The sequence below is a fragment of the Streptomyces saintjeani genome (assembly GCF_055409605.1).
On the sequence record NZ_CP189624.1, the window covers coordinates 9,137,485 to 9,159,770 of the forward strand.

General features: G+C 72.2%; 21 protein-coding genes. 11 read left to right on the forward strand and 10 right to left on the reverse strand.

Going from position 1 to position 22,286, the window contains the following annotated elements; all coding sequences use genetic code 11:
* Both ACQCO7_RS40985 and ACQCO7_RS40990 read right to left on the reverse strand, forming a co-directional pair.
* Positions 1-747 (reverse strand): MBL fold metallo-hydrolase, encoded by a 747-nt coding sequence (locus ACQCO7_RS40985; RefSeq protein ID WP_464076593.1) that lies wholly within the window; start codon positions 745-747, stop codon positions 1-3.
* Positions 748-800: 53 nt separating this feature from the next.
* Complete coding sequence (locus ACQCO7_RS40990) at positions 801-2,024, reverse strand: acyltransferase family protein (protein WP_464076594.1); 1,224 nt, start codon at positions 2,022-2,024, stop codon at positions 801-803.
* 155 nt (positions 2,025-2,179) lie between these two features.
* Between ACQCO7_RS40990 and ACQCO7_RS40995 the strand changes: the two genes are divergently transcribed.
* Positions 2,180-2,794: a TetR/AcrR family transcriptional regulator gene (locus ACQCO7_RS40995; protein ID WP_464076595.1), complete on the forward strand. Its 615-nt coding sequence runs from the start codon at positions 2,180-2,182 to the stop codon at positions 2,792-2,794.
* A 13-nt stretch (positions 2,795-2,807) separates the two neighbouring features.
* A complete protein-coding gene (locus ACQCO7_RS41000) occupies positions 2,808-4,481 on the forward strand; it encodes an FAD-binding dehydrogenase (RefSeq protein ID WP_464076596.1) in 1,674 nt (557 codons plus the stop codon).
* Positions 4,482-4,660: 179 nt separating this feature from the next.
* Here ACQCO7_RS41000 and ACQCO7_RS41005 read toward each other — a convergent pair whose 3' ends face one another.
* Positions 4,661-5,008: a DUF488 domain-containing protein gene (locus ACQCO7_RS41005; protein WP_464076597.1), complete on the reverse strand. Its 348-nt coding sequence runs from the start codon at positions 5,006-5,008 to the stop codon at positions 4,661-4,663.
* A gap of 154 nt (positions 5,009-5,162) precedes the next feature.
* Between ACQCO7_RS41005 and ACQCO7_RS41010 the strand changes: the two genes are divergently transcribed.
* On the forward strand, positions 5,163-6,545 hold the full coding sequence (locus ACQCO7_RS41010; RefSeq protein ID WP_464076598.1) for a M1 family metallopeptidase: 1,383 nt from the start codon (positions 5,163-5,165) through the stop codon (positions 6,543-6,545).
* A gap of 122 nt (positions 6,546-6,667) precedes the next feature.
* Here the strand turns inward: ACQCO7_RS41010 and ACQCO7_RS41015 are convergent, their stop codons facing one another.
* The gene (locus ACQCO7_RS41015; protein ID WP_464076599.1) at positions 6,668-7,885 is read right to left on the reverse strand and encodes a saccharopine dehydrogenase family protein; all 1,218 of its coding nucleotides are present in this window, start codon (positions 7,883-7,885) and stop codon (positions 6,668-6,670) included.
* A gap of 110 nt (positions 7,886-7,995) precedes the next feature.
* On the opposite strand from ACQCO7_RS41015, the gene ACQCO7_RS41020 reads away from it, so the two are divergent.
* Positions 7,996-8,709, forward strand: a complete 714-nt coding sequence (locus ACQCO7_RS41020) for a TetR/AcrR family transcriptional regulator (protein WP_464076600.1) — start codon at positions 7,996-7,998, stop codon at positions 8,707-8,709.
* On the opposite strand, the gene ACQCO7_RS41025 is transcribed toward ACQCO7_RS41020, so the two are convergent.
* Positions 8,684-9,571, reverse strand: a complete 888-nt coding sequence (locus ACQCO7_RS41025; RefSeq protein WP_464077420.1) for a LysR family transcriptional regulator ArgP — start codon at positions 9,569-9,571, stop codon at positions 8,684-8,686. The two genes, ACQCO7_RS41020 and ACQCO7_RS41025, sit on opposite strands and share 26 nt — an antisense overlap.
* A 69-nt stretch (positions 9,572-9,640) precedes the next feature.
* On the opposite strand from ACQCO7_RS41025, the gene ACQCO7_RS41030 reads away from it, so the two are divergent.
* Both ACQCO7_RS41030 and ACQCO7_RS41035 read left to right on the forward strand, forming a co-directional pair.
* Positions 9,641-10,255 carry a LysE/ArgO family amino acid transporter gene (locus ACQCO7_RS41030; RefSeq protein WP_464076601.1) on the forward strand — a complete coding sequence of 205 codons (615 nt, stop codon included), beginning with the start codon at positions 9,641-9,643 and terminating at the stop codon, positions 10,253-10,255.
* A 52-nt stretch (positions 10,256-10,307) separates the two neighbouring features.
* Complete coding sequence (locus ACQCO7_RS41035; protein WP_464076602.1) at positions 10,308-11,591, forward strand: MFS transporter; 1,284 nt, start codon at positions 10,308-10,310, stop codon at positions 11,589-11,591.
* 1 nt (position 11,592) lies between these two features.
* On the opposite strand, the gene ACQCO7_RS41040 is transcribed toward ACQCO7_RS41035, so the two are convergent.
* From ACQCO7_RS41040 to ACQCO7_RS41050, 3 genes are all read right to left on the reverse strand, one after another.
* The gene (locus ACQCO7_RS41040) at positions 11,593-12,039 is read right to left on the reverse strand and encodes a cyclic nucleotide-binding domain-containing protein (RefSeq protein WP_464076603.1); all 447 of its coding nucleotides are present in this window, start codon (positions 12,037-12,039) and stop codon (positions 11,593-11,595) included.
* A 314-nt stretch (positions 12,040-12,353) separates the two neighbouring features.
* Positions 12,354-14,567, reverse strand: a complete 2,214-nt coding sequence (locus ACQCO7_RS41045) for an FUSC family protein (protein ID WP_464077421.1) — start codon at positions 14,565-14,567, stop codon at positions 12,354-12,356.
* A gap of 93 nt (positions 14,568-14,660) precedes the next feature.
* Positions 14,661-16,013, reverse strand: a complete 1,353-nt coding sequence (locus ACQCO7_RS41050; protein WP_464076604.1) for an NAD(P)/FAD-dependent oxidoreductase — start codon at positions 16,011-16,013, stop codon at positions 14,661-14,663.
* 241 nt (positions 16,014-16,254) lie between these two features.
* On the opposite strand from ACQCO7_RS41050, the gene ACQCO7_RS41055 reads away from it, so the two are divergent.
* The gene (locus ACQCO7_RS41055) at positions 16,255-16,626 is read left to right on the forward strand and encodes a PRC-barrel domain containing protein (protein WP_464076605.1); all 372 of its coding nucleotides are present in this window, start codon (positions 16,255-16,257) and stop codon (positions 16,624-16,626) included.
* A gap of 3 nt (positions 16,627-16,629) precedes the next feature.
* Here the strand turns inward: ACQCO7_RS41055 and ACQCO7_RS41060 are convergent, their stop codons facing one another.
* Positions 16,630-18,531 carry an AMP-dependent synthetase/ligase gene (locus ACQCO7_RS41060; RefSeq protein ID WP_464076606.1) on the reverse strand — a complete coding sequence of 634 codons (1,902 nt, stop codon included), beginning with the start codon at positions 18,529-18,531 and terminating at the stop codon, positions 16,630-16,632.
* Between the two features lie 315 nt (positions 18,532-18,846).
* Here ACQCO7_RS41060 and ACQCO7_RS41065 point away from each other — a divergent pair, with 315 nt between their 5' ends.
* Positions 18,847-19,305, forward strand: coding sequence for a pep a2 (locus tag ACQCO7_RS41065; protein WP_464076607.1), 459 nt, complete (start codon positions 18,847-18,849; stop codon positions 19,303-19,305).
* On the opposite strand, the gene ACQCO7_RS41070 is transcribed toward ACQCO7_RS41065, so the two are convergent.
* Complete coding sequence (locus ACQCO7_RS41070) at positions 19,302-20,081, reverse strand: VOC family protein (RefSeq protein WP_464076608.1); 780 nt, start codon at positions 20,079-20,081, stop codon at positions 19,302-19,304. The two genes, ACQCO7_RS41065 and ACQCO7_RS41070, sit on opposite strands and share 4 nt — an antisense overlap.
* Positions 20,082-20,198: 117 nt before the next feature.
* Between ACQCO7_RS41070 and ACQCO7_RS41075 the strand changes: the two genes are divergently transcribed.
* The 3 genes from ACQCO7_RS41075 to ACQCO7_RS41085 are packed head-to-tail and all read left to right on the forward strand — an operon-like array spanning position 20,199 to position 22,283.
* On the forward strand, positions 20,199-20,666 hold the full coding sequence (locus tag ACQCO7_RS41075; RefSeq protein WP_464076609.1) for a MarR family winged helix-turn-helix transcriptional regulator: 468 nt from the start codon (positions 20,199-20,201) through the stop codon (positions 20,664-20,666).
* Positions 20,663-21,481, forward strand: coding sequence for an ABC transporter ATP-binding protein (locus tag ACQCO7_RS41080; protein ID WP_464076610.1), 819 nt, complete (start codon positions 20,663-20,665; stop codon positions 21,479-21,481). The genes ACQCO7_RS41075 and ACQCO7_RS41080 overlap by 4 nt, the downstream gene beginning before the upstream one ends.
* Complete coding sequence (locus ACQCO7_RS41085) at positions 21,441-22,283, forward strand: ABC transporter permease (protein WP_464076611.1); 843 nt, start codon at positions 21,441-21,443, stop codon at positions 22,281-22,283. Before ACQCO7_RS41080 ends, ACQCO7_RS41085 begins: the two co-directional genes overlap by 41 nt.
* Positions 22,284-22,286: the final 3 nt, after the last annotated feature.

Sequence of the window (22,286 nt, forward strand, 5' to 3'; positions counted from 1 at the left end):
TTAAACGTCCTGCCCGCGCGCGTGACGTGCGGCGTCGCCGATGTCACCTCGGTGCACCGGGCCGTGTCCCGGGAGGACGACGTCGCCGTCCAGTTCCTCGAACAGGGCGAGGGACGCGACGGCGCGTTCCCGCTCGTGGTGGAACATGTCGGGCAGGAGCTGCGGGCCCTGCCTGCGGGACGTCGGATGACCGCTGACCAGGGCGTCCCCGGAGATCACCACGCCGGCCGCGGGGAGGTGGTAGGCGCAGTGGCCGAGCGTGTGGCCCGGCGTGTGCACGGGGACCGGGCGGCCCGGCAGGTCCAGCGCGCCGGGCGCCGGGAACGTCTCCGGGGAGCTGACCCGGGTGTCCGTGGTCCCGCCCGAGCGGATCGCGTGCACCGCCCACGGCAGGACGCCCGGACGCCAGCCGTTCCTCAGGACCGTCCCGACGGTGACCTGGTGCAGGAACTCCCGGCGCGCGTGCGGGACTTCCGCCTCGTGCAGGTATACGGGCGTGCCGTACGTCGAGCGCAGGAACTCCGCGTTGCCCAGGTGGTCGGAGTGGGCGTGGGTGATGAGCACCGCCGAGATCGCCTCGGGGGCGCTACCCACCGCCGTGAGGGAGGCGAGGAGCGCCTCGCGGTCGCCGGGGTAGCCGGTGTCGACGAGCGTGACCGCGTCGCCGTCCGTGAGGATCACCCAGTTGGTGTTGGAGCCGCGCACGAGATGGATCCCGTCGGCGACTTGCCGCACGTCTGCCTGCATCGCTGGTCCTGTGGGGGGAGGGGTCCGAGCCGGTCGAGGCACAGCAAAGCAGATCAGGAAGCCGCTGCCGCCGGTGGGGTGGCGGCTTTCGGCGCCCCGGGACGCAGGCCGAACAGGAACCTCGTCACGCGCGTACGGCGCACGCCGAACTCGTACAGCACGAGGACCGTCGCGAGGGAAGCCGCCACGATCGCCGCGTACTTGGCGACGATCGGCGCCTGCCAGCCGACGATCCCGTACGCGTACGCCACCACGACCGGCTGGTGCAGGACGTACAGCGGCAGGGCGGCGACCCCCAGGTACACCTTCACGCGTCCCGGCCGCCGGACCTCGCCCTTGCCCCTCTCGTCGGCCTTGTCTCCCGCACCGTCCTCGCCTTTCGCGCGCGGGCGGTCCAGGAACCCCAGGATCGCCAGGACGACGCACCAGCCCGCCGCCGTGAACAGCGCGCGCGTCGCCACCGCGAGCGGTGTCCACGCCGTGAACGGGTCCTCGTCGGCCGCGAACCCCGGTGTCGTCGCCGCGAACAGCACCGCGCCCGCGAGCCCCAGCGGCCGGGCGAGCGCCCGCATCGCCGCGCGCACCCGCTCGTCCCCGGCGAGCGCGAAGCCGTACAGGAAGAACACCAGGTACGCCCAGTGGTGCCAGCCCGCGTAGTCGATCTCCATGCCCGCGAGGACGTCGATCAGCAGCAGCGGCACCAGTGGCAGGAGCAGCAGCGCCGGACGGCGGGCCACGGCCGGCACCGCGCGGTCCGCGAGCGCCGCGAGGCGCGCCGCGAACGGGGCGAGCATCAGGCAGAACGCCAGCAGCAGGAGCACGAACCACAGGTGGCCGGTCTCGAAGTACCGCCCGTCGACGACGAACGGGAAGTCCGCGAAGTCCAGCCGGACCGTCATGAAACGTGGCCAGAAACGCCAGTACGACTCGTGGTACGACGCGTCCGCCGACCGCAGCCGCAGCCACTGGGGCAGCGGGTTGAGGGCGAGCGTCGTGAACACCAGCGGCACCCCGAGCCGCAGCAGCCGCTCCCGCGCGAAACCCCGCGCCCCGCGACTGCGCACCGAGTACCGCGCACCGATCCCCGCGACCAGGAACAGCATCGGCATCGCCCAGATCACCCCGAACCCGGCGAGGAACGTGATCACCTCGGTCCGCTCGCGGTTCTGGACGTAGAAGTCGCCCTCGGTGGCGAACACCAGCCCCGCGTGGAAGAAGACCAGCCCGATCACCACGAACGTGCGCAGCGCGTCGAGTTCCCCACGTCGGACGGTCACCGGCCCAGTGTCGGGGACTCCGTGGGCGGACGACAGGGCTCCGGCACACCTCGTCGCCACCCTGGATCGAAAACCCGTTCGAGTGAAGAAAGTGGCGGACTCTTTCGATGCACAGATGTATCCGATACGTTTGTGTATCGAACGGAGGTACGGACATGGCCGACGACACGAACACCCCCCGCGTCACCCGACGCCGCGTCCGTACGCGCGCCAACCTCCTCGCCGCCGCGTTCACCGTCTTCGCCGCCAAAGGGTTCGGCCGCGTCTCCATCGAGGAGATCTGCGAGGCCGCCGGGTACAGCCGGGGCGCCTTCTACTCCAACTTCGACAGCCTCGACGAACTCTTCTTCGCGCTCTACCGCCAGCGCGCCGACCTCATCGCCGAGCAGGTCTCCGGAGCGCTCGCGCAGGACGGTCCCGGGCTCGACGTACCGGAAGCCGTCGACCGCGTGACCGACGTCCTCCTCCTCGACCACGACTGGCTGCTCGTCAAGACCGACTTCCTCGTGCACGCGGCCCGGGACCCGGAGGTCGCCGAGAGCCTCCTCGGGCACCGCGCGCGCCTGCGGGGCGCCATCACCGACCGGCTCGCCGAGACCCCCGTCCCCCCGGTCCTCGGCGACGCCCCCGCCGCCGCGCACGCGGTGATCGCCGCCTACGACGGCGTGACCACCCAACTCCTGCTGGACAAAGACGTCGAGCGCGCCCGCGCCTGGCTGAAACAACTGCTCACCGCGCTGCTGACGGACGGCAGCGACACCATCGGATGAAGGGACGGGCGTCATGGACGCGGACGTCATCGTCGTCGGGGCCGGACTCGCCGGGCTGGTCGCCGCGCACGAACTGACCAGCAGGGGCCGCCGGGTCGCCCTGGTCGACCAGGAGAACGCCGCCAACCTCGGCGGCCAGGCGTACTGGTCCTTCGGCGGGCTCTTCCTCGTCGACTCCCCGGAACAGCGCCGCCTCGGCATCAAGGACTCCCTCGACCTCGCCTGGAGCGACTGGCAGGGCAGCGCGGGCTTCGACCGCACCGAGGACGAGGACTCCTGGGCGGTGCGCTGGGCACGCGCCTACGTCGAGTGGGCGGCCGGCGAGAAGCGGACCTGGCTCGCCGGGCACGGCATCTCCTTCGTCCCCACCGTCGGCTGGGCCGAGCGCGGCGACCTGCGCGCCGACGGCCACGGCAACTCCGTCCCCCGCTTCCACGTCGCCTGGGGGACGGGCACCGGAGTCGTCGAACCCTTCGTGAAGTACGCCAAGCAGGCCGCCAAGGACGGGCTGCTCACCTTCCACCACCGCCACCGCGTGGACGCGCTGGTCGTCGAGGACGGCACCGCCAAGGGCGTGCGCGGCACGGTCCTCGCGCCCGACGACTCCGCGCGCGGGGTGGCCTCCAACCGGGACGCCATCGGGGAGTTCGAGCTCACCGCGCAGGCCGTCGTCGTCACCTCCGGCGGCATCGGCGGCGACCACGACATCGTGCGCCGGTACTGGCCCGAGCGGCTCGGCACCCCGCCCGCCGAGATGGTCACCGGCGTTCCCGCCTACGTCGACGGCCGGATGCTCGACATCAGCGCCGACGCGGGCGTACGCCTCGTCAACCGCGACCGGATGTGGCACTACACCGAGGGCATCCAGAACTGGAACCCCGTCTGGCCCGGCCACGGCATCCGCATCCTGCCCGGACCGTCCTCCATGTGGTTCGACGCCCTCGGCCGCCGCCTCCCCGACCCCTGCATGCCCGGCTACGACACCCTCGGCACCCTCAAGCACCTGCGCACCACCGAGGACATCGCCGGGTACGACCACTCCTGGTTCGTGCTCTCGCAGAAGATCGTCGAGAAGGAGTTCGCGCTCTCGGGCTCCGAGCAGAACCCCGACATCACCGCGAAGGACCGCAAGGCCGTCCTGCGGGACCGGCTCCTCGGCAAGGGCGCCCCCGCCCCCGTGCAGGCGTTCCTCGACCACGGCGCCGACTTCGTCATCGCCGACACGCTGGACCGGCTCGTCGAGAAGATGAACGGCCTCACCGACAAGCCCCTCCTCGACGCCGACACCCTGCGCCGCCAGATCCGCGCCCGCGACCTCCAGATCGCCAACCCCTACAGCAAGGACGCCCAGGTCCAGGGCATCCGCAACGCCCGCCGCTACATCGGCGACCGCCTCGGCCGCGTCGCCACCCCGCACCGCATCCTCGACCCCGCCTCCGGCCCGCTCATCGGCATCAAGCTGCACATCCTCACCCGCAAGACCCTCGGCGGCATCCAGACCGACCTCGACTCCCGCGCGCTGGACGCCGACGGCACGCCGATCGCGGGACTGTACGCGGCCGGCGAGGTCGCCGGCTTCGGCGGCGGCGGGGTCCACGGCTACAACGCGCTGGAGGGCACGTTCCTCGGCGGCTGCCTCTTCTCGGGCCGCGCGGCGGGAAGGGCGGCGGCCGAACAGACGAGGTGAGGCCGGCTCCGGGAGCCGGCGTGGGGTGCGCAGGAAGGCGGCGGCGTAGTGGGCGAGGTGAGGTCGGCTCCGGGAGCCCCCGGGGCACCGACAGGCGGCCGTCCGGCGGACGAGGCGGGACGGGCCTCCGGGGGCCGGTACGCCGACGGCTCGGCGTACCGAGTGAGGCCGCCCGGCCGTCAGCCCAGCAGGCGCAGCAGCACAGCCGCGTGGCTCTCCCCGGGTTCCTTCACCGCCGTCAGTAGCGTGACCGTCCCCGTGGCGGCCAACTCCCGTACACGAGACAGGAGTTCGGCCGCCTCCGGACCGGCCAGCTCCGCCTCGTACCGCCGTGCGAACTCCTCGTACGATCCCTCACCCGCGTGGTACCACCGGCGTAGTTCGTTCGACGGGGTGAGCCCTTTCGGCCACTCGTCGACACGGGCCGCCTCCTTCGAGACGCCACGCGGCCAGAGGCGGTCGACGAGGACGCGGACGCCGTCGTCCGGCTCGGGAGGGTCGTAGACACGGCGGATACGAGCGCTCATACGGGCGAGCCTAGGGCGCTGACGAGGCGTGACGCTCCGTGGTTTGACCTGAATGGGGGACGAATACGGGGTGCCGGTTATCTAATCTGAAGGGCGTTTGATCACCTCCCTGATCCCCTGTCACCAGGGGACCACCCCTCACCGAGGAGCGCCCGTGCCCCCAAGACGTTCCGCTCTCGCCGTACCCGTCGCCCTCACCGCCGTACTCGTCGCCGCGAGCCCCGCGGCGGCGGGCCCCGTCGGGAACGCGGGCGCCGGCGACCCGTACTTCCCGCTCGCCGGTAACGGCGGCTACCACGTCTCCCACTACGACCTGACGCTCGGTTACGACCCCGGGAAGAAGCACCTCGACGGGAAGGCCGTGCTCACCGCGCGCGCCACCCAGGACCTCACCCGCTTCGACCTCGACTTCACCGGCCCGAAGATCACCGGCCTGACGCTCGATCACCGCGCCGCCTCCTACCGCCGCTCCGGCCAGGAACTCGTCGTCACCCCGAACCGCCCCCTGCGCAAGGGGCAGCTCTTCCGCGTCACCGTCACCTACCAGGGCACCCCCGCCCCGGTCACCGACCCGGACGGCTCGCTCGACGGCTGGATCCCCACCGACGACGGCGCGTTCGTCGCCGGGGAGCCGCAGGGCGCGATGACCTGGTTCCCGGCGAACAACCACCCGCTCGACAAGGCGTCGTACGACTTCACGATCACCGTCCCCAAGGGGCGCACGGCCGTCGCCAACGGAAGTCTCCTCGGCCAGTGGACGAAGAACGGCCGCACCACCTTCCGCTGGCAGCAGCGCGAACCCATGGCCGCCTACCTCGCCACCGCGACCGTCGGCACCTTCAAGGTCCGCCAGTACACGACGAAGAGCGGCCTCAAGGTGTACGACGCCGTCGACCCGCGCGAGGCGAACGCGGCCGACCCGGTCCTCAAGAAGCTGCCGTCCGTCCTGGAGTGGGAGAGCAAGCTCTTCGGGCCGTACCCGTTCCGCGCCGCCGGATCGATCGTCGACCACGCGCCGCAGGTCGGCTACGCGCTGGAGACCCAGACTCGCCCCGTGTACGACCGCGCGCCGGACCTCTCCGTCCTCGTCCACGAGAGCGCCCACCAGTGGTTCGGCGACTCCGTGTCGCTGACCTCGTGGAAGGACATCTGGCTCAACGAGGGCTTCGCGACCTACGCGGAGTGGCTGTACGACGAGCAGCACGGCGGGGACAGCGCGCAGAAGGCGTTCGACGCGCTGTACGCGCGGCCCGCGGGCGACGGACTGTGGAAGTTCCCGCCGGGCAACCCCGGCAGCGGGGCGAACATCTTCGGCCAGCCCGTGTACGCGCGCGGCGCGATGAGCCTGCACGTCCTGCGCAAGGCCGTCGGGGACCGTGCCTTCTTCCGCATCCTGCGCGCCTGGGCCACCGAGCACCGCGACGGGCACGGCACCACCGCCCAGTTCCAGAAGCTCGCCGAGCGGACGTCGGGCAAGAACCTCGCGCCGCTCTTCCGCACCTGGCTGTACACGGCGGGCAAGCCGAAGCTCTCCTAGAAGCTTCCGGGACCCTCGCGGCCCCGGGCCCCGCTGCTCACCGGATGCGGCGGGGCGCGGTAGCCGCACCCCACGGGCCACCCGCGTCACCGCCCGGCCCGCGCCCTCCAGAGCGCAGCCGCTCACTGCTCCCGCAGCCCCCACGGCGAGCCGTACTCCGTCAGCAGGTCCAGGTACGGCCTCGCCGGGAACGCCTCCGGGCCCAGGACCCCCGTCCCCGACCAGGCGCCGGACGCGAGGAGTTCGAGTGCGACGACCGGGTTCACCGCCGTCTGCCAGACGACCGCCTGACTGCCGTACTCGGCCATCGACCACTCGTTGTCGACGACGTGGTAGAGGTACACCTCGCGCGGTGAGCCGTCCTTCGTGCCGCGCACCCACGTACCCGCGCACGTCTTGCCCCGCATCCGCTCCCCGAGGGAGGCCGGGTCGGGCAGGCAGGCGGCGACGACGTCCCGGGGCGAGACGGCGACCGGGCCGCCGGCGGTCGGCACGGTCACCGGGGCCGTGCGGTCCAGCTCCAGGCGGTGCAGCGTCTTGAGGGTGTCGACGAACTCCTTGCCGAGCCCGTACTTGAACGTCACCCTGCGGGCGTCCACCCAGCGCGGCACGAGGAGCACCTCCTCGTGCTCGACGTTCACGCACTCGACCTCGCCGATGCCCTCCGGGAAGTCGAACACCTCGGGCTCGCTGAACGGCGCGGTGGTGTACCAGCCCCGGTCGGCCTCGTAGACCACCGGCGGGTTCAGGCACTCCTCGATCGTCGTCCAGATGTTGAAGGACGGCGCGAAGTCCAGCCCTTCGACGGTCAGGTTCGCGCCGTCGCGGATGCCGATCTCCTCGATCTCGTCGAAGAGTTCGTCGGCCGCGTACCGGGCGAAGACGTCCGAGAGGCCGGGCTCCACGCCCATGCCGACGAGCGCGAGCGTCCCCGAGTCCGTCCACCGGCCGGCCCGCGCGAACTGCGCGTCGCCGAGCTTGACGCCGCACTCCTCGTACGGCCGGTCCGGATGCGGGCGGGACAGGGACATCGCCATGTCGACATAGGTGGCGCCCGTCGCGTGCGCCGCCTCGAACAGGGGCAGGACGAAACGCGGGTCGGTCGCGTTGAGCAGGACGTCGCAGCCGTGCCGGACCAGCAGGTCACGGACGGCCGTCTGGTCGGAGGCGTCGACGGACGCCGCCGTGAAACGGCCGTCGCCGTCGAGCGCCGCCACGGCCGCCGCCGCACGGGCGGGGTCGTAGTCGGCGACCACCATCGCCTCGAAGAACGGTCGCCGGGCCGCGATCCGGGTGATGGCGGTACCCACGCCACCGGCTCCCACGAGCAGTACACGCATGACAAGGCTCCTCTGTTGTCGCTATGTCGCTACAGGGGTGCGCGCGCCTTGCCGAGGATCCAACGCGCCGGGGTGCCGTAAGGTCAATGGCGTTGGCATAAGGAGGCTCCGTGGCCAAACAGGTCGTCCCCGAGGAGAAGCGCCGGCGCCGGCGCCGCACCAAGAGCGGCACGCTCCTCTCCGAGGAACTCATCGTCGGTACGGCGCTGCGGCTGCTGCGCGAACACGGCAGCACCGGCCTCACCGCCCGCCGCCTCGGCCTCGCCCTCGACTGCGACCCCAGCGCCCTGTACCGGTACTTCCGGGGCATGGACGACCTGACGCTCGCGATCGGCGACGCCCTCATCGGCCAGGCCCTGCACGGCTGGCGTCCCACCGGTCAGTGGCGCGCCGACCTGCACGCGGTGGGGCTGCGGATCTACGAGGCGTACGTCGCCCACCCCCAGGCCGCGCAGCTCACGGCCAGCCGCGTGACGGGGCGCGCGAACGAACTCGCCGCCGACGAGGCCGTGCTGGACGTCCTGCGGCGGGCCGGGTTCCCGCTGGCCGAGACCGTGCGGATCTACCACGCGTTCATCGACCAGACCCTCGCGTTCGCGGCGCTCGACGCGGCGTCCCTCGCCCTGCCGCGCGCCTCCCAGCGGGCCGACGACGCCAAGTGGCAGTCCACGTACGCGCGCCTGCCGGCGAGCACGCACCCCCGGATCGCCGAGGCGGCGCCGCTCCTCACGACGCGCATGGTGACCAGCGCCTATCCGACGGCGCTGGAGATGCTGCTGGACAGCGCGCAGGCGCGGCTCAGCGCAGGAACGCGCGGGCGGTAGCGGTGACGGCTTCGGCGACGGTGGCGAGGGCGGGGGAGTCGAGTTTCCACTGCTGCCAGAACAGCGGCAGATCCAGCGGCCGGTCCGGGGCGAGCGAGACCAACTCGCCCTCCCGGACCAGCGGCCGGGCATGCACCTCCGGGAGCATCCCCCAGCCGAGCCCGGCGACCACCGCGTCCCGGAACCCCTCCGAGGCGGGTACGGCGTGCCGGACGCGGCCCGCGCCACCCGCGCCCAGCATCCGGACGAACGTGTCCTGGAGGCCGTCACGCCGGTCGAACACCACGACGGGGGCCCGGGACAGCGCCTCGGGCAGCGGGCCGGCGAGATGGCGGGCCGCGAAGCCGGGGTGGGCGCAGGCGAGGTAGCGCATCGTCCCCAAGGGGCGGACCGAGCAGCCCGTGACCGGCTCCGGCGAGGCCGTCACCGCCGCCATCACCAGCCCCTCGCGCAGGAGCTGTGCCGTACGCGTCTCGTCCTCGCGGTGCAGTTCGAAGCTGAGGGGCGGGTCCTGCGGGACCTCCTGGAGCGCGGGCAGGAACCAGGTCGCCAGGGAGTCGGAGTTCACCGCGACCGACACCCGCGTCGCCTCCCCCTCGCCGCTCATCCCCAGCTCGGACCGCGTGTCGCGTTCCAGCCGGGCGAGCTGGCGCGCGAACCGTACGACGATCTCCCCGGACTCCGTCGGCCGTACCGGCTTGGTGCGCAGCAGCAGGACGCGCCCCGTCCGCTGCTCCAGCGCCTTCACGCGCTGGCTCACCGCCGACGGCGTCAGGTGCAGGGCCGAGGCCGCCGCGTCGAACGTGCCCTCGTCGACGACCGCGAGGAGCGTGCGTACCTGGTCCAGGGGGAGGTCCGTCATCACGAACGCTGATGATACGTAAGAATCTTTAGCTGTACGCGCGGTGATCCGCTTCGTAGCGTGGACGTCATGCCTCAAGCACTCACCGCCGCCGCGGCCGGTTTCGGAACCGGTCTGTCGCTGATCGTCGCCATCGGCGCCCAGAACGCGTTCGTCCTGCGTCAGGGCGTCCGCCGCGCCGCCGTCCTCCCCGTCGTCGCGATCTGCGCGCTCTCCGACGCCGCGCTCATCGCCCTCGGCGTCGGGGGAGTGGGGGCGCTGGTCGTGGCCTGGCCCGGGGTGGTGACCGCCGTCGGGTGGATCGGGGGCGCGTTCCTGCTCTGCTACGGCGCGCTCGCCGCGCGGCGCGTGGTCCGGCCGCAGGGGGCGCTGGTGGCCGAGGGCGAGGCCGCCGGGTCGGTGAAACGCGCGGTGCTCACCTGTCTCGCGCTGACCTGGCTCAACCCCCACGTCTACCTCGACACCGTGTTCCTGCTCGGGTCCGTCGCCGCCGACCGGGGGTCCCTGCGGTGGGTCTTCGGGCTCGGTGCCGCGACCGCGAGCCTGTGCTGGTTCGCCGGGCTCGGGTTCGGGGCGCGGCTGCTGGGGCGGTTCCTGACGCGGCCGTCCGCCTGGCGGGTGCTGGACGGGGTCGTCGCCGTGACGATGATCGTGCTGGGGGTCACGCTGATCGCCGGGAGCTGATGGCCGTACGGTGTTCCCGGCAGCGATCCGTGTAACCGGCAAGCAGGTGCGTGTGGACACGAGTGAGGACAGCGCGGCGGTCTCGGAACCCGCGCCGGTGCGCAAGGGGTGGCGGCGGTTCGCGATGGACACGCGGCCGTTGCGCCGGCCCGCGTACCGGCGGCTGTGGTCGTCGACGATCGTCACGGCCGTGGGGAGTCAGCTGACGGCTGTCGCCGTGCCGAAGCAGGTGTACGACATCACCGGGTCGTCGGCGTGGGTGGGGTACGCGAGCCTGGCGGGGCTCGTGCCGATGGTGGTGTTCGCGTTGTGGGGTGGGGCCGTCGCCGATGCGATGGACCGGCGCAAGCTGTTGCTCGTCACGAACTCCGGGATCGCCGTCACCTCGTTGTTGTTCTGGGTGCAGGCGTTCTCCGGGGCGGATTCCGTCGGGGTGCTGATGGCGCTGCTCGCTGTGCAGCAGGCGTTCTTCGGGCTGAATTCGCCTGCGCGTAACGCGTCCATCGCTCGGCTCGTGCCTGCGGAGGAGCTGGCCGCGGCCAATGCGCTGGGGTCGACCGTCATGCAGACCGGGCTTGTCGCCGGGCCCTTGCTGGCGGGGGCGTTGATTCCTGTGGTGGGGCTGCCCGAGCTGTATCTGATCGACGCCGTCGCTTTGTGTGTGACCGTGTGGGCCGTTTATCGGCTGCCCGCGTTGCCGCCGCTCGGTGGGAGGGGGAGCCGGCGGGCCGGGGTGCGGGAGATCGTCGAGGGGTTTCGGTACATCTCCCGGCACAAGGTGCTGTTGTTGTCGTTCCTGGCCGATGTCATCGCCATGGTGTTCGGGATGCCTCGGGCGCTGTTTCCGCAGCTCGCGGCCGAGACGTACGCGTCGTACGGGGAAGGGCTCGCGTTGGGGCTGCTCTTCGCGGCGATTCCCGTCGGGGCTGTGCTGGGCGGGCTGTTCTCCGGGACGTTCTCCCGGATTCGGCGGCACGGTGTGATGGTGATCGGGGCGGTGGTCGCCTGGGGGGCCGCTATCGCTCTGGTGGGGGTCAGTCTCAACCTGTGGTTCTCGGTGGCGTTCTTGATCGTCGCCGGGGTCGCGGACATGGTGTCGATGGTGTTTCGCGGGGCGATCTTGCTGTCCGCCGCCACCGACGAGATGCGGGGGCGGATGCAGGGGGTGTTCACGGTGGTGGTCGCTGGAGGGCCTCGGCTCGCGGATGTGCTGCACGGGACGGCTGGGGCCGCGTTCGGGCCGAGGGCGGCTGTTGCGGGGGGTGGGGTGTTGGTCGTGGTGGTGATGCTGGGGATCGCTGCGGCTGTTCCTGCGCTGAGGAGGTATCGCATCTGACTTACAACGTCCCCCTCCTGTGCGCCTCCAGCAATCTCCCCCTCGTCATCTCCAACCTGTGCGCCAAGATCTCCGCCACCAGCCTCACCAGCGGCAGACCCAGCGCCGGGTCCTCCTCGCACAGGCGCAACACCGGTTCCGCCTCGAACTCGTACGCCCTCACCGGGCTGAACGCCTCCGCGCCGAAGTCCCACTCGTACGGGGGGAACAGCCAGGACCAGCCCAGGAGGTCGCCGGAGCCGAGGCTCGCGACCGTGACGCGCTGCTGGGACGTGACCTGCTGGTCGAGGCTCACCGCGCCCGAGCGGATGACCCAGAAGCGGTCGGCCGGGCCGCCGGCCTCGAAGATGCGGGTGTCCTCGGGGAAGGCGACCTCCTCGGCGAGGGCGAGCAGGTGTTCGCGCTGGGGCGGGGCGAGGGCGGTCAGGAGTTTGGTCGCTCTGGTCATGGCGCGGGGCTCCTTGGCGCGAGGGTTCTCGGGGTTTGCCTGCGTCCATTGGAGCGTGTCCGGGTGGCGGGGGCACCTCGGAGGGTGTGAAGAAAAAGGGGAAAGCCCTGGCTGGACGGGGGAAGCCAGCCAGGGCTGTCACACGGTGATGTCCGGAGGAGCGGTGCTCGACTCCGTGCACCCCGTATGAATGAACCGTAAACCATCGAGGGAGATTTCGCGTAGTCTCAAGCGGGTTGAGTGACCTGTTTCACTTTCACCCTTCCCGAAAACCGCCCAAGTGGGTTGATCTCAAAGGAAGTTCACCGGTCCGCTCAGGCCGCCAGGTCCCCCGACTCGGCCTTCACCGGCGCCCCCAGCGGACGCGCGAGCCCCACGACGGCCTCGTCGAGCCGCTGGAGATGACGCAGCACGCGGTCGGTGACCCGCCCGTACCGGGGCGTGCCGTACCGCCCCGGCCGCAGCAGCGACGCGATGCTCGCCCCCGTACGGACGGCCGCGCCCTCGCCCCGGACGTGCGCGGCGACCGCCCCGATGTTGGCCACGATCCGCTCACCCGCTCCCCGCAGCCGGGGATCGGCGGCGATGGACGGGTGCGTCGGCAGCAGCTCGGCCGTCGCCGCCAGCGAGCGCGCGTGGTACGCGCACGTCTCCAGCAGCGCCACGACGTACCGCGCCGTGTTCTTGCGGCTGCGCAGCGGCGACACCGGGTGCGTCAGGGGCTGCGTCGCGGCCAGCAGGTCGGCGAGCGCCTGGTCGAGCTCGCGGGCCCGCTCCAGCAGGTCGTCCGCCCGCGCGCCGCTGAGCTGGTCCAGGGCGCCGGAGGTGACGTCCGCGAGGTGCTCCAGGACGGATTCGAGGAGTTCGTTGGTACGCCGGTCCGTGTGCACCGGCAGCACCAGCGCCGCCGCTATCACCCCGCAGGCCGCGCCGAGCGCCGTCTCCTCGACGCGCAGGACCAGCACCGAGAGGCTGTAGGTGTGCAGCAGCGTGTACAGGACGCCGAGCGCGGCCGTCACGAAGAACGACATCAGCGTGTACGACAGGGGCGCGGTGTAGAACATCGCGAACACACAGAGCAGGACCAGCGCGAACGCCGTCCACGTGTGCCGGCCGACCAGCCCCGCGAGGACGAGTCCGGCGGCCACGCCGAGGACCGTGCCGAGCAGGCGCCGGTATCCCTTGACGAGGATCTCGCCGGTCGACGCCGTGTTGAGGAAGACGATCCAGCAGGTCAGGACGGCCCAGTACCAGCGCTGCGAGGACAGGAACTCGCCGCCCACGATCGCCAGCGACGAGCCCACGGCGACCTGGAGCGCCGCGCGGGTCGTCGGCCGGGCGAGGCCCGTCTCCTCCGGCTCCTCCTCGGCCTCCAGCGCCGCGTCCTCCGCGTCCAGCTCCTCCCGGGAGCGCGCTGTCTCCGGGGTGTCGTCGGCGTCGTCCTGCGGGCCGTCCAGCACGATCCGCAGGCCCAGGACCGCGCGCGCCGCCTCCCCTATGCCCCGGAAGACGTCCTGCACGGCCGGTGGCCCGGCGGGGAGGTTCTCCTCGTCGCGGTAGCCGAGGAGGCGGTTGCGCAGGTACGACCGTGAGGTGCCGGCCGCCTCCGGTTCACGCACGAGCAGGCGCAGCGCGGAGAGGTCCCGGCGCAGGGTGTCCCGCGCGGCGTCGCGGACCAGGAGCTTGCCGCCCTCGGGGACGGGGGCGCCGGGGAGGTGGAGGGTGAGCGTGTCCGCGCGTTCGGCGCTGCGGGCGGTCAGCAGGAGCAGACCGAGGCGCTCGGCGGTGATCTCGGCGTCCGCGATCCGGCGCTGGACCAGGCGGGCCGACGCCTCGTCCGGGGTGCCCTCCTCCAGGCGGCTCTGGATCATCAGCGCCGACTCGTGCAGGCGCGCGGTGCGCTCCCGCAGGTGCTCCAGTGCCTTCTCGACGTCCTCGGGACCGGCGTCGAGCAGCTCCAGCTGCGCGTCCAGGAGCTGCGCGAGGCGGGCGCGGAACGCTCGGCGCAGACGGTGGAAGATGCCGGGCGAGGTCTGGGGGACGAGGACGAACCGCGCGACCGCGCCGCACGCGAAGGCCACGGCGACGGTGCCGAGGAAGCCGGGGAGGCTTCCGGCGCGCACGCCGACGAACAGGGCGACGAAGTGGGTCTGGAACGCGATCATGCCGAGCGCGTGCCCCCGGTCGCCGAACCTCCTGCCGTACACCGCGCCGAAGATCAGCACGACGAAGAAGACGTCCCCGACGACCACCAGCGAGTGCAGCAGCGTCGCCAGCGCGACCGACGCGGCGGCCACCGGCAGGCCCAGCGCCAGCGTCACCCCCTGCGGGCCGCGCCGCTTCTCCTGGATCGCGAACGTCGCGACCATCGCGGTGATCGCCCCCGCGACGAGATGCGACACGCCCACCCCGAACGGCGCCAGCACCGCGAGCGTCAGCGCGATCGCCCCGGTCGTCCGCAGCCCCGCCGCGAGCCGCAACAGCCCCGGATCGGAGGCCGAGACCCTGTCCCACACCCGCCTGACCACTGTGTTCACGCGGCGTACTTTATGCGGGGCGGGTGGGAGGCGGGGTGGGGGACAGGGGCGAATCTCGCAGGCCGGACGCCCCCCACCCGCCGCTCACCTCCCCTTGATCTGCTCCGCGACCTGCTCCGCCGTCAGGTACGTGTCCGTGTACTCGAAGTCGCTCATCCGCGCCGGCCTGCGGTACTGGAAGCCCGTGCGGACGAAATCGTCGCCCGCGACGGCGTTGAGGGTCCAGTTCGTGAGGACGCGGACCTTCGCGACGTTCGTGCGCAGCGCCGACCAGTGGTAGCCGCGCGCGACCGCCTGCGCGGGGATGCCCCGGAGTTCGATCCCCATCGGCTTGGATACCGCGTCCGTGCCGCCGAGGTCGACGACCAGGCCGAGGTCCTTGTGCTTGTACGGTTTCGACGGCAGCCCCCGCAGCGTGGCGATGACGTTGTCCGCGACGACCTTGCCCTGCCGCATCGCGTGCTGCGCCGTCGGCGGGCAGATCGCGCCGTCCTCGCCCTTGGCCAGGTCGGGCACGGCCGCCGCGTCGCCGAGGGCGAAGACCCCGTCGTGCCCGGGGAGCGACATCTGAGGCGTCACGGCGAGCCGTCCGCGCACCGTCTCCGCGCCGAGCGTCCCGATGAGGGGGCTCGCGGCGACCCCGGCGGTCCAGATTAGCGTGCGCGTCGGGATCACCCGGCCGTCCGTGAAGGTGACCTCCTCGGCGCCGGCCTTCTCGATGGACACGCCGAGCGAGATCTCGACGCCCCGCTTGCGCAGCACCTCCTGCGCGCTGGACCCGAGCCGGTCGCCGAGTTCCGGCATCAGCTTGGGCGCGATGTCGATGAGATGCCACTTGATGAGCCCCGGATCGAGGCGCGGATACCGCTTGACGGCGTTACGGGTCAGCAGCTGGAGACAGGCCGCCGTCTCGGTCCCCGCGTACCCGCCGCCGACGACCACGAACTGGAGCCGGGAGGCCCGCTCGGCGGGGTCGTCGCTGGCGTCGGCCAGATCGAGCTGAGCGATCACGTGGTCACGGACGTACGCGGCCTCGGAGAGCGTCTTCATGCCGATCGCGTGATCGGTGAGGCCGGGGATGTCGAACGTGCGGGTCACACTGCCGGGCGCGAGGACGAGGTAGTCGTACGGCTCGTTCACCAGCTCCCCGGTGATCGTGCGGACCACGCACACCTTGGACCTGAGGTCGACGCCGATCGCGCCGCCCGGGATGATCCGGGTCCGGTACTTGCTGCTGCGGCGCAGCGACACGGCGATCGACTGCGGGGTGAGCACCCCCGACGCCACCTGCGGCAGCAGGGGCAGGTACAGCTGGTAGGCGAACGGCGTCACCAGGGTGATGTCCGCCTCGCCGGGGGACAGCCCCCGCTCCAGCCGCCGGACGCATCCCACGCCCGCGAAACCCGCACCGACCACCAGGATCTTGGGTCGATCCACGTCGACCTCCCTTTCTACGGCACCACACCGATCCCACCGTGCCGGGAGCGCTCGCGCCAGCCGGGTGAGGCAAGGTGACGACCCCGGCCCGATAGTCACATTGCAATACCCCTGTCACACGGTTCCATGCGTGCCGTACGGCACGCGCCCCTGCGGCGTCAGGGCGGCTCCGGGCGGGTATGGGGGAGCTGTACGGACGGCGGTGGGCGGCCGTCCACGGGGTGAAAGGGAGGGAGCCGTGTTGACCAGCGAGAGAATCTGGACGTACGGGCCGCGGACCGGCCGTACCGAGGGCCGGACACTGACCGGCTACACCGTCGTCGCGACCGACGGCACCGTGGGCCGCGTGGAGCGCGAGGCCGCACCCCAGGGCCTGCGCCACCTCGTCGTCGAGACCGGCATGTGGGTCTTCGGCCGCAGCGCGGTCGTCCCGGCGGGCACCGTCGCCGGGATCGACGACACGGGCCGGCGCGTCCTGCTGACGTGCACCCGCGACGAGGTGAAGGCCGCGCCGCGCTTCCGCACCGACAGCGAGACGCGCGACCCCGGCTACCTGGGCACCGTCGGCGCGTACTACCTGCGCCTCACCCCGCACGGCACCGCGCCCGCGTAACCGTCACCGGAACACGTCGTCCGCGTCGTCCCAGCTCAGCGCCTCCGGCGGGCTGTAGCGCGGGATCGGCGCGCGGGCCTGGTACATCGCCTCGATCTCCGCCGACCAGTGCTCGACGATCGAGTCCCGGCGCAGCTTCATCGACGGCGTCAGCAGTCCGCCCGCCTGGTCGAAGGCGCGCGGCAGGATCCGGAACACGCGGATCGACTCGGAGCGGGAGACGGCGCTGTTCGCGGCGGCGACGGCGCGGCCGATCTCCTCGCGCAGCGCGTTCTCCTCGCGCGCCTCACGGCTCGGCACGTCCCCCTGGAGGGCGAGCCGGGCCCGCCAGTGCGCCAGGAACTGCGGGTCCAGGGTGATGAGCGCGCCGACACAGGGCCGGTTGTCGCCGACCACGACCGCCTGGTGGACCAACGGGTGCATCCGCAGCCGCTGTTCGAGCAGCGTCGGTGAGACGCTCTTGCCGCTGGTCGTGACGATGACGTCCTTCTTGCGGCCGGTGATCGTCAGATAGCCGTCCGAGTCGAGGTGCCCGAGGTCGCCGGTGGCCAGCCAGCCGCCGCGCAGCGCCGCCCGGGTCGCCGGCTCGTCGCCGACGTACCCCTGGAACACCGAGGGGCCGTGCACCAGGATCTCCCCGTCGTCCGCGACCCGGACGTCCGTACCGGGCAGCGCCTGGCCGACCGTGCCCGACTTCTCGCGGCCCAGCGGCTGCATGGTGATACCGCCGCCGGTCTCGGTGAGGCCGTAGCCGTCGTGGACGTAGACGCCGATGCCCTCGTAGAACAGGGACAGGTCGCGGTGCAGGGTCGAGCCGCCGGAGGTGGCGCGGCGGACCCGGCCGCCGAGCGCGGCGCGCAGTCTCCGGTAGACGGTCCGCTCGAAGACGGCGTGCTGCATCCGCAGGTCGAAGCCGGGACCCGAACCCCGCCCGAGGCGCTGGCGCTCCACGGCCGCCGCGAACTCCCGCGCGGTCTGCGCCGCCCGCTCGAACAGCCCGCCCCTGCCGTTCTGCTGGGCGGTCAGGAGGAACCCCTTGTAGATCTTCTCGAACACCGACGGCACCGCGTACAGGTACGTCGGCCGGAAGGAGCGCAGCGCCGCCGTGATCGCCGCCTCGCTCATGTCCGGCTCGTGCCCCATCAGGAGGCCGCCGCGTATGCACAGGCCCTGGATCATCAGCCCGTACACGTGCGAGAACGGCAGGAACGCGAGGACGGCCGGACGCTGGTCCGGCGCCGCGACCGTGTGCCCCCACCCGGCGAGGAGCATGTCGCAGGGGCTCGCGAGGCCCGCGTGGCTCAGCGCGCAGCCCAGCGGACGGCCCGAGGTGCCGGAGGTGTAGACGACCGCCGCCGTCGAGTCCGGGAACACGATCCGGCGCAGCGACTCCACCGTCGTCACCGGCACCGACTCGCCCGCCGCCGCGAGCTGTTCGAGGGCGCCCGCGTCCAACTGCCAGACGTGGCGCAGCCAGTCGAGCCCCGCGCACACCGAACCGACCGTCATCACGGTCGCCTCGTCCTCCACGATCACCCCGACACAGCCCGAGTCCCGCAGGATCCACTCCACCTGGTCCCGCGACGACGTCGGGTACACCGGCACGATCTCCGCGCCCACCGTCCACAGCGCGTAGCTCAGCACCGTCCACTCGTAGCGGGTGCGCGCCATCACCGCGACCCGGTGGCCCGGCGAGATCCCCGAGGCGACGAACCCCCGCGCCAGCGCCACCACTTCGTCCCGCAGCCGGACGGCGCTCACCTCCTCCCACCCCTCGGGGTCGGTCGCCGAACGCCGGGCCAGGACCGCGCGTCCGGGGGTGCTCAGGGCGGCGTCGAAGACGCTGTCGGCGAGTCCTCCGGTCAGGGGTGAGAGGGGTGGGGGAGCGACCGTGACGTCGCGCATGCACTGGCTCCTGATACGTACGGGCTGCGGGTGCTCGAATCTAGCCCAGTCACCGGCGCTTTTGACCTCGAACGCACAAGGAAACAGCACTGATCGACGACATCGGCACCACTTCTTCCCCCTGTTTCCTCCCTGCTTTCCGTCTGCTTTCCCCCTGCTTTTCACCTGGTCTTTTCAGGTGGCATAACCCGGACGATCACGGGTAGGCGAGGTGCTCGTGTTGCACGAATGGAGCAACGCCTCCACCGTGGAAGTGACGCGGAAGCGAACGGCAGTCACGCTCCGTGGAGCGGACTCGGTGAGGAGCCAACGACGATGGAGACCGCCGCTCCCTGCACCTACCACCTCGACGTCGACGTCAGCCCCGAACGTGCCGGACAGGTCCGGCGCATCCTCGCCGCACACCTGCGGCACTGGGGCCTGGAGACGCTGGTGGAACCCGTCGGGGAAGGCGCCGAGCTGCTGCTCAACGCCATCGACCGGCACGCCCTCGACAAACGCGCGGCGATCGAGATGTGGTGGAACGGCCACCACCTCATCACCGCCGTCGCCGAGCACGACCCCGACCTACGCCCCGACCAGGACCTCCGCGCCTGCCTCACCCGCCTCGCCGCCACCAGCGACGGCTGGGGCTGCTGCGCCACGGCGGGCGGCGCCAAGGTCATCTGGTTCAGCCGCCGCGCCCGCACCGGCCGCCACGCCGCGCTGATCCCGGTCCGCCCGGCCCCGAGCCTGCGCACGAGCCTGGACCTGCCGAGGGCGGTCCTGGTCTAGCCCTGGCGCTCCACCACGGTGAACTGGGCCCCGTCCGGGTCGCGCAGGACGGCGTGCTCCGCCGACTTGGTCAGGACGCTCCCGCCGTGCACCTCGGCCGCCCGCGCGCACGCGGCGACGTCGGAGGCCCGGAAATGGACCTGCCAGTGCGGCCGTACCGTCGGATCGGGGGCCGCCTCCAGGGCGCCCGAGCCGATCCGGGCCACCGCCGCGCCCCGGCTGCGCAGCACGACCTCGCCGTCCTCGTAATGGACCTCGCAGCTCCCCGGCCGGTCCGACGCCCAGTCCAGGACCTCGCCGTAGAAGATCGCCGAGGCGAAGGCGTCCCGCGTGTGCAGGCGGACCAGTGCGGGCGCCGCGCGGCGCCACAGGTCCCAGTCGCCGAACAGCTCGCCCTCCCAGATGCCGAACGCCGCGCCGTCCCGGTCGGCCAGCAGCGCCGCGCGGCCCGGCGGCAGCGACACCGGGCCCACCGCGACCGTGCCGCCCCGCTCCCGGACCCGGCCCACCGCCTCGTCCGCGCCGAGCACCGCGAAGTACGGCGTCCACGCCACCGCCATCTGCCACATCGCCGCCACCCCCGCGACCCCGGCCACCGGGACGCCGTCCGCCGAGGCGACCCGGAAGTGGTCGCCCAGGGAGCCCTGGCGCCACTCCCAGCCGAACACGGCTCCGTAGAACTCCTGGGTGGCCGCCAGGTCGCGGGTGGTGAGGCTGACCCAGCAGGGCGCCCCGAACACGGAGCGGGTGGTGACGACCTCGGGACGTGGGTTCATGACGATCTCCGGTACGGCGGTCGGGGGAGCAGGTCCAGTGTCGTGCGCACGGAGCGCCGACCGCCTCTTGACTCACCCTTGAGGCTGTTACCTCTGCTAAAGAGATAATCTGTTCGTATGGACGACGAGACGTTTCCGCAGGAACTCGCCGACGCGATCACCGGAGTCCAGCGGCTCCTGCGGCGCAGACTGCGCGCCGGACTCACCGTCCCCCGGCTGCGCGGCGGCGAGGCCGAACTCCTGCGCCTCGTCGCCGCCCGGCCCGGCATCGGCGTCACCGAGGCCGCGAAGGAACTCCTCCTCGCGGGCAACTCCGTCTCCACCCTCGTCAACCGGCTCGTGCAGGAGGGGTTCCTGATCCGCGAGAGCGACCCCGCCGACCGGCGCGCCGCGCGTCTGAGGCTCACCGAGGCCGCCGAGATCCGGCTGCGGGACTGGCGGGAGCGGCGCGCGGAACTCGTCGGGCGGGAGGTCGCCCGGCTCGACGCGGCGGACCGGGCGGCACTCAGCGCGGCGCTGCCGGCGCTGCGGACTCTCGCCGTACAGCTCCAGCAGGAAGAGCCCTCGGAGGAGGACCCGTCATGACCGACGCCGTCACCTGTACCGGCCTCGCCTACGCCTTCGGGGACACCCGGGCCGTCGACGGCCTCGACCTCACCGTCGCCGAGGGCGAGGTCTTCGGCCTCCTCGGACCCAACGGCGCCGGCAAGACCACCGCCATCCGCTGCCTCACCACCCTGCTGCCGGTCCCCGCCGGCATGGTCCGCGTCTTCGGGCACGACGCCGCCGACGACCGCATGGCCGTACGCCGCCTCCTCGGCTACGTCCCCCAGCAGCTCTCCGCCGACGCCGGGCTCACCGGGCGCGAGAACGTGTCGCTGTTCGCCCGCGTCTTCGACGTACCCCGCCGCGAACGCGCCGAGCGGGTCGGGCAGGCGCTGGCCGCCGTCGGGCTCACCGACGCCGCCGGGCGGCTCGCCGGGACGTACTCCGGTGGCATGGTGCGCCGACTCGAACTCGCCCAGGCACTCGTCAGCGCGCCCCGGCTGCTCATCCTCGACGAACCCACCATCGGCCTCGACCCCATCGCCCGCACCGGCGTCTGGGAGCACATCGGCGCCGTGCGCGAGGCCACCGGGATGACCGTCCTCGTCACCACCCACTACATGGACGAGGCCGACCACTACTGCGACCGCGTCGCCCTCATGCACCACGGCCGGGTACGCGCGCTCGGCACGCCCGGGGAACTGCGCGAGGGCCTCGCCGCCCGGCGGGCCACCGAGGCGCTGCCCAGCCTGGAGGACGTCTTCCGCGACGTCGCAGGCGGCTCCCTCGACGAGAACTCAGGAGACTTCCGAGATGTCCGAAGCACCCGCCGTACCGCTCAGCGCGTCGGCTGACATATCCCTCCTCGTCAAACCCCCCGCCCCGCGCGCCGGCTGGCGGCTCGTGCCCGCGCGGGTCGGCGCGATGTGCGTCGTCGAACTCCAGAAACTCCGGCACGACCGGACCGAGTTGTACACGCGCGCCGTACAACCCGCGCTGTGGCTGCTGATCTTCGGGCAGACGTTCACCCGCATCCGCGCGATCCCCACCGGGGGCATCCCGTACGTCGACTACCTCGCGCCCGGGATCATCGCCCAGTCCGCCATGTTCATCGCGATCTTCTACGGCATCCAGATCATCTGGGAGCGCGACGCGGGCGTCCTCAACAAGCTCCTCGTCACGCCGACGCCGCGCGCCGCGCTCATCACCGGCAAGGCGTTCGCCGCCGGCGTGAAGTCGGTGATCCAGGCCGTCGTCGTCATCGTCATCGCCGCGCTGCTCGGGGTCGCGCTCACCTGGAACCCGCTCAAGCTGCTCGGCGTGCTCGCCGTCGTCGTCCTCGGGTCCGCGTTCTTCTCCTGCCTGTCCATGACCATCGCCGGGATCGTCCTGAGCCGCGACCGGCTCATGGGGATCGGGCAGGCGATCACCATGCCGCTGTTCTTCGGCTCCAACGCGCTCTACCCCGTCTCCGTCATGCCCGGCTGGCTCCAGGCCGTCAGCGCGTTCAACCCGCTCAGTTACGAAGTGAACGCGCTGCGCGGTCTCCTGATCGGTACGCCGGCGCATCTCGCCGTCGATTTCGGGGTGCTCGCGCTCGCCGCCGCGCTCGGTGTCGCCGCGTCCTCCGCGCTGCTCGGCAGGCTCGCCCGGTGACGT

What these genes read in the sequence shown, in the direction of transcription:
- ACQCO7_RS40995 (WP_464076595.1), top strand. Translation starts at nt 2,180, where the DNA reads ATGGCCGACGACACGAACACCCCCCGCGTCACCCGACGCCGCGTCCGT.
- ACQCO7_RS41000 (WP_464076596.1), top strand. Translation starts at nt 2,808, where the DNA reads ATGGACGCGGACGTCATCGTCGTCGGGGCCGGACTCGCCGGGCTGGTC.
- ACQCO7_RS41070 (WP_464076608.1), bottom strand. Translation starts at nt 20,081, where the DNA reads ATGAACCCACGTCCCGAGGTCGTCACCACCCGCTCCGTGTTCGGGGCG.
- ACQCO7_RS41075 (WP_464076609.1), top strand. Translation starts at nt 20,199, where the DNA reads ATGGACGACGAGACGTTTCCGCAGGAACTCGCCGACGCGATCACCGGA.
- ACQCO7_RS41015 (WP_464076599.1), bottom strand. Translation starts at nt 7,885, where the DNA reads ATGCGTGTACTGCTCGTGGGAGCCGGTGGCGTGGGTACCGCCATCACC.
- ACQCO7_RS41005 (WP_464076597.1), bottom strand. Translation starts at nt 5,008, where the DNA reads ATGAGCGCTCGTATCCGCCGTGTCTACGACCCTCCCGAGCCGGACGAC.
- ACQCO7_RS41085 (WP_464076611.1), top strand. Translation starts at nt 21,441, where the DNA reads ATGTCCGAAGCACCCGCCGTACCGCTCAGCGCGTCGGCTGACATATCC.
- ACQCO7_RS40985 (WP_464076593.1), bottom strand. Translation starts at nt 747, where the DNA reads ATGCAGGCAGACGTGCGGCAAGTCGCCGACGGGATCCATCTCGTGCGC.
- ACQCO7_RS41025 (WP_464077420.1), bottom strand. Translation starts at nt 9,571, where the DNA reads ATGACGGACCTCCCCCTGGACCAGGTACGCACGCTCCTCGCGGTCGTC.
- ACQCO7_RS41030 (WP_464076601.1), top strand. Translation starts at nt 9,641, where the DNA reads ATGCCTCAAGCACTCACCGCCGCCGCGGCCGGTTTCGGAACCGGTCTG.
- ACQCO7_RS41060 (WP_464076606.1), bottom strand. Translation starts at nt 18,531, where the DNA reads ATGCGCGACGTCACGGTCGCTCCCCCACCCCTCTCACCCCTGACCGGA.
- ACQCO7_RS41080 (WP_464076610.1), top strand. Translation starts at nt 20,663, where the DNA reads ATGACCGACGCCGTCACCTGTACCGGCCTCGCCTACGCCTTCGGGGAC.
- ACQCO7_RS41040 (WP_464076603.1), bottom strand. Translation starts at nt 12,039, where the DNA reads ATGACCAGAGCGACCAAACTCCTGACCGCCCTCGCCCCGCCCCAGCGC.
- ACQCO7_RS41065 (WP_464076607.1), top strand. Translation starts at nt 18,847, where the DNA reads ATGGAGACCGCCGCTCCCTGCACCTACCACCTCGACGTCGACGTCAGC.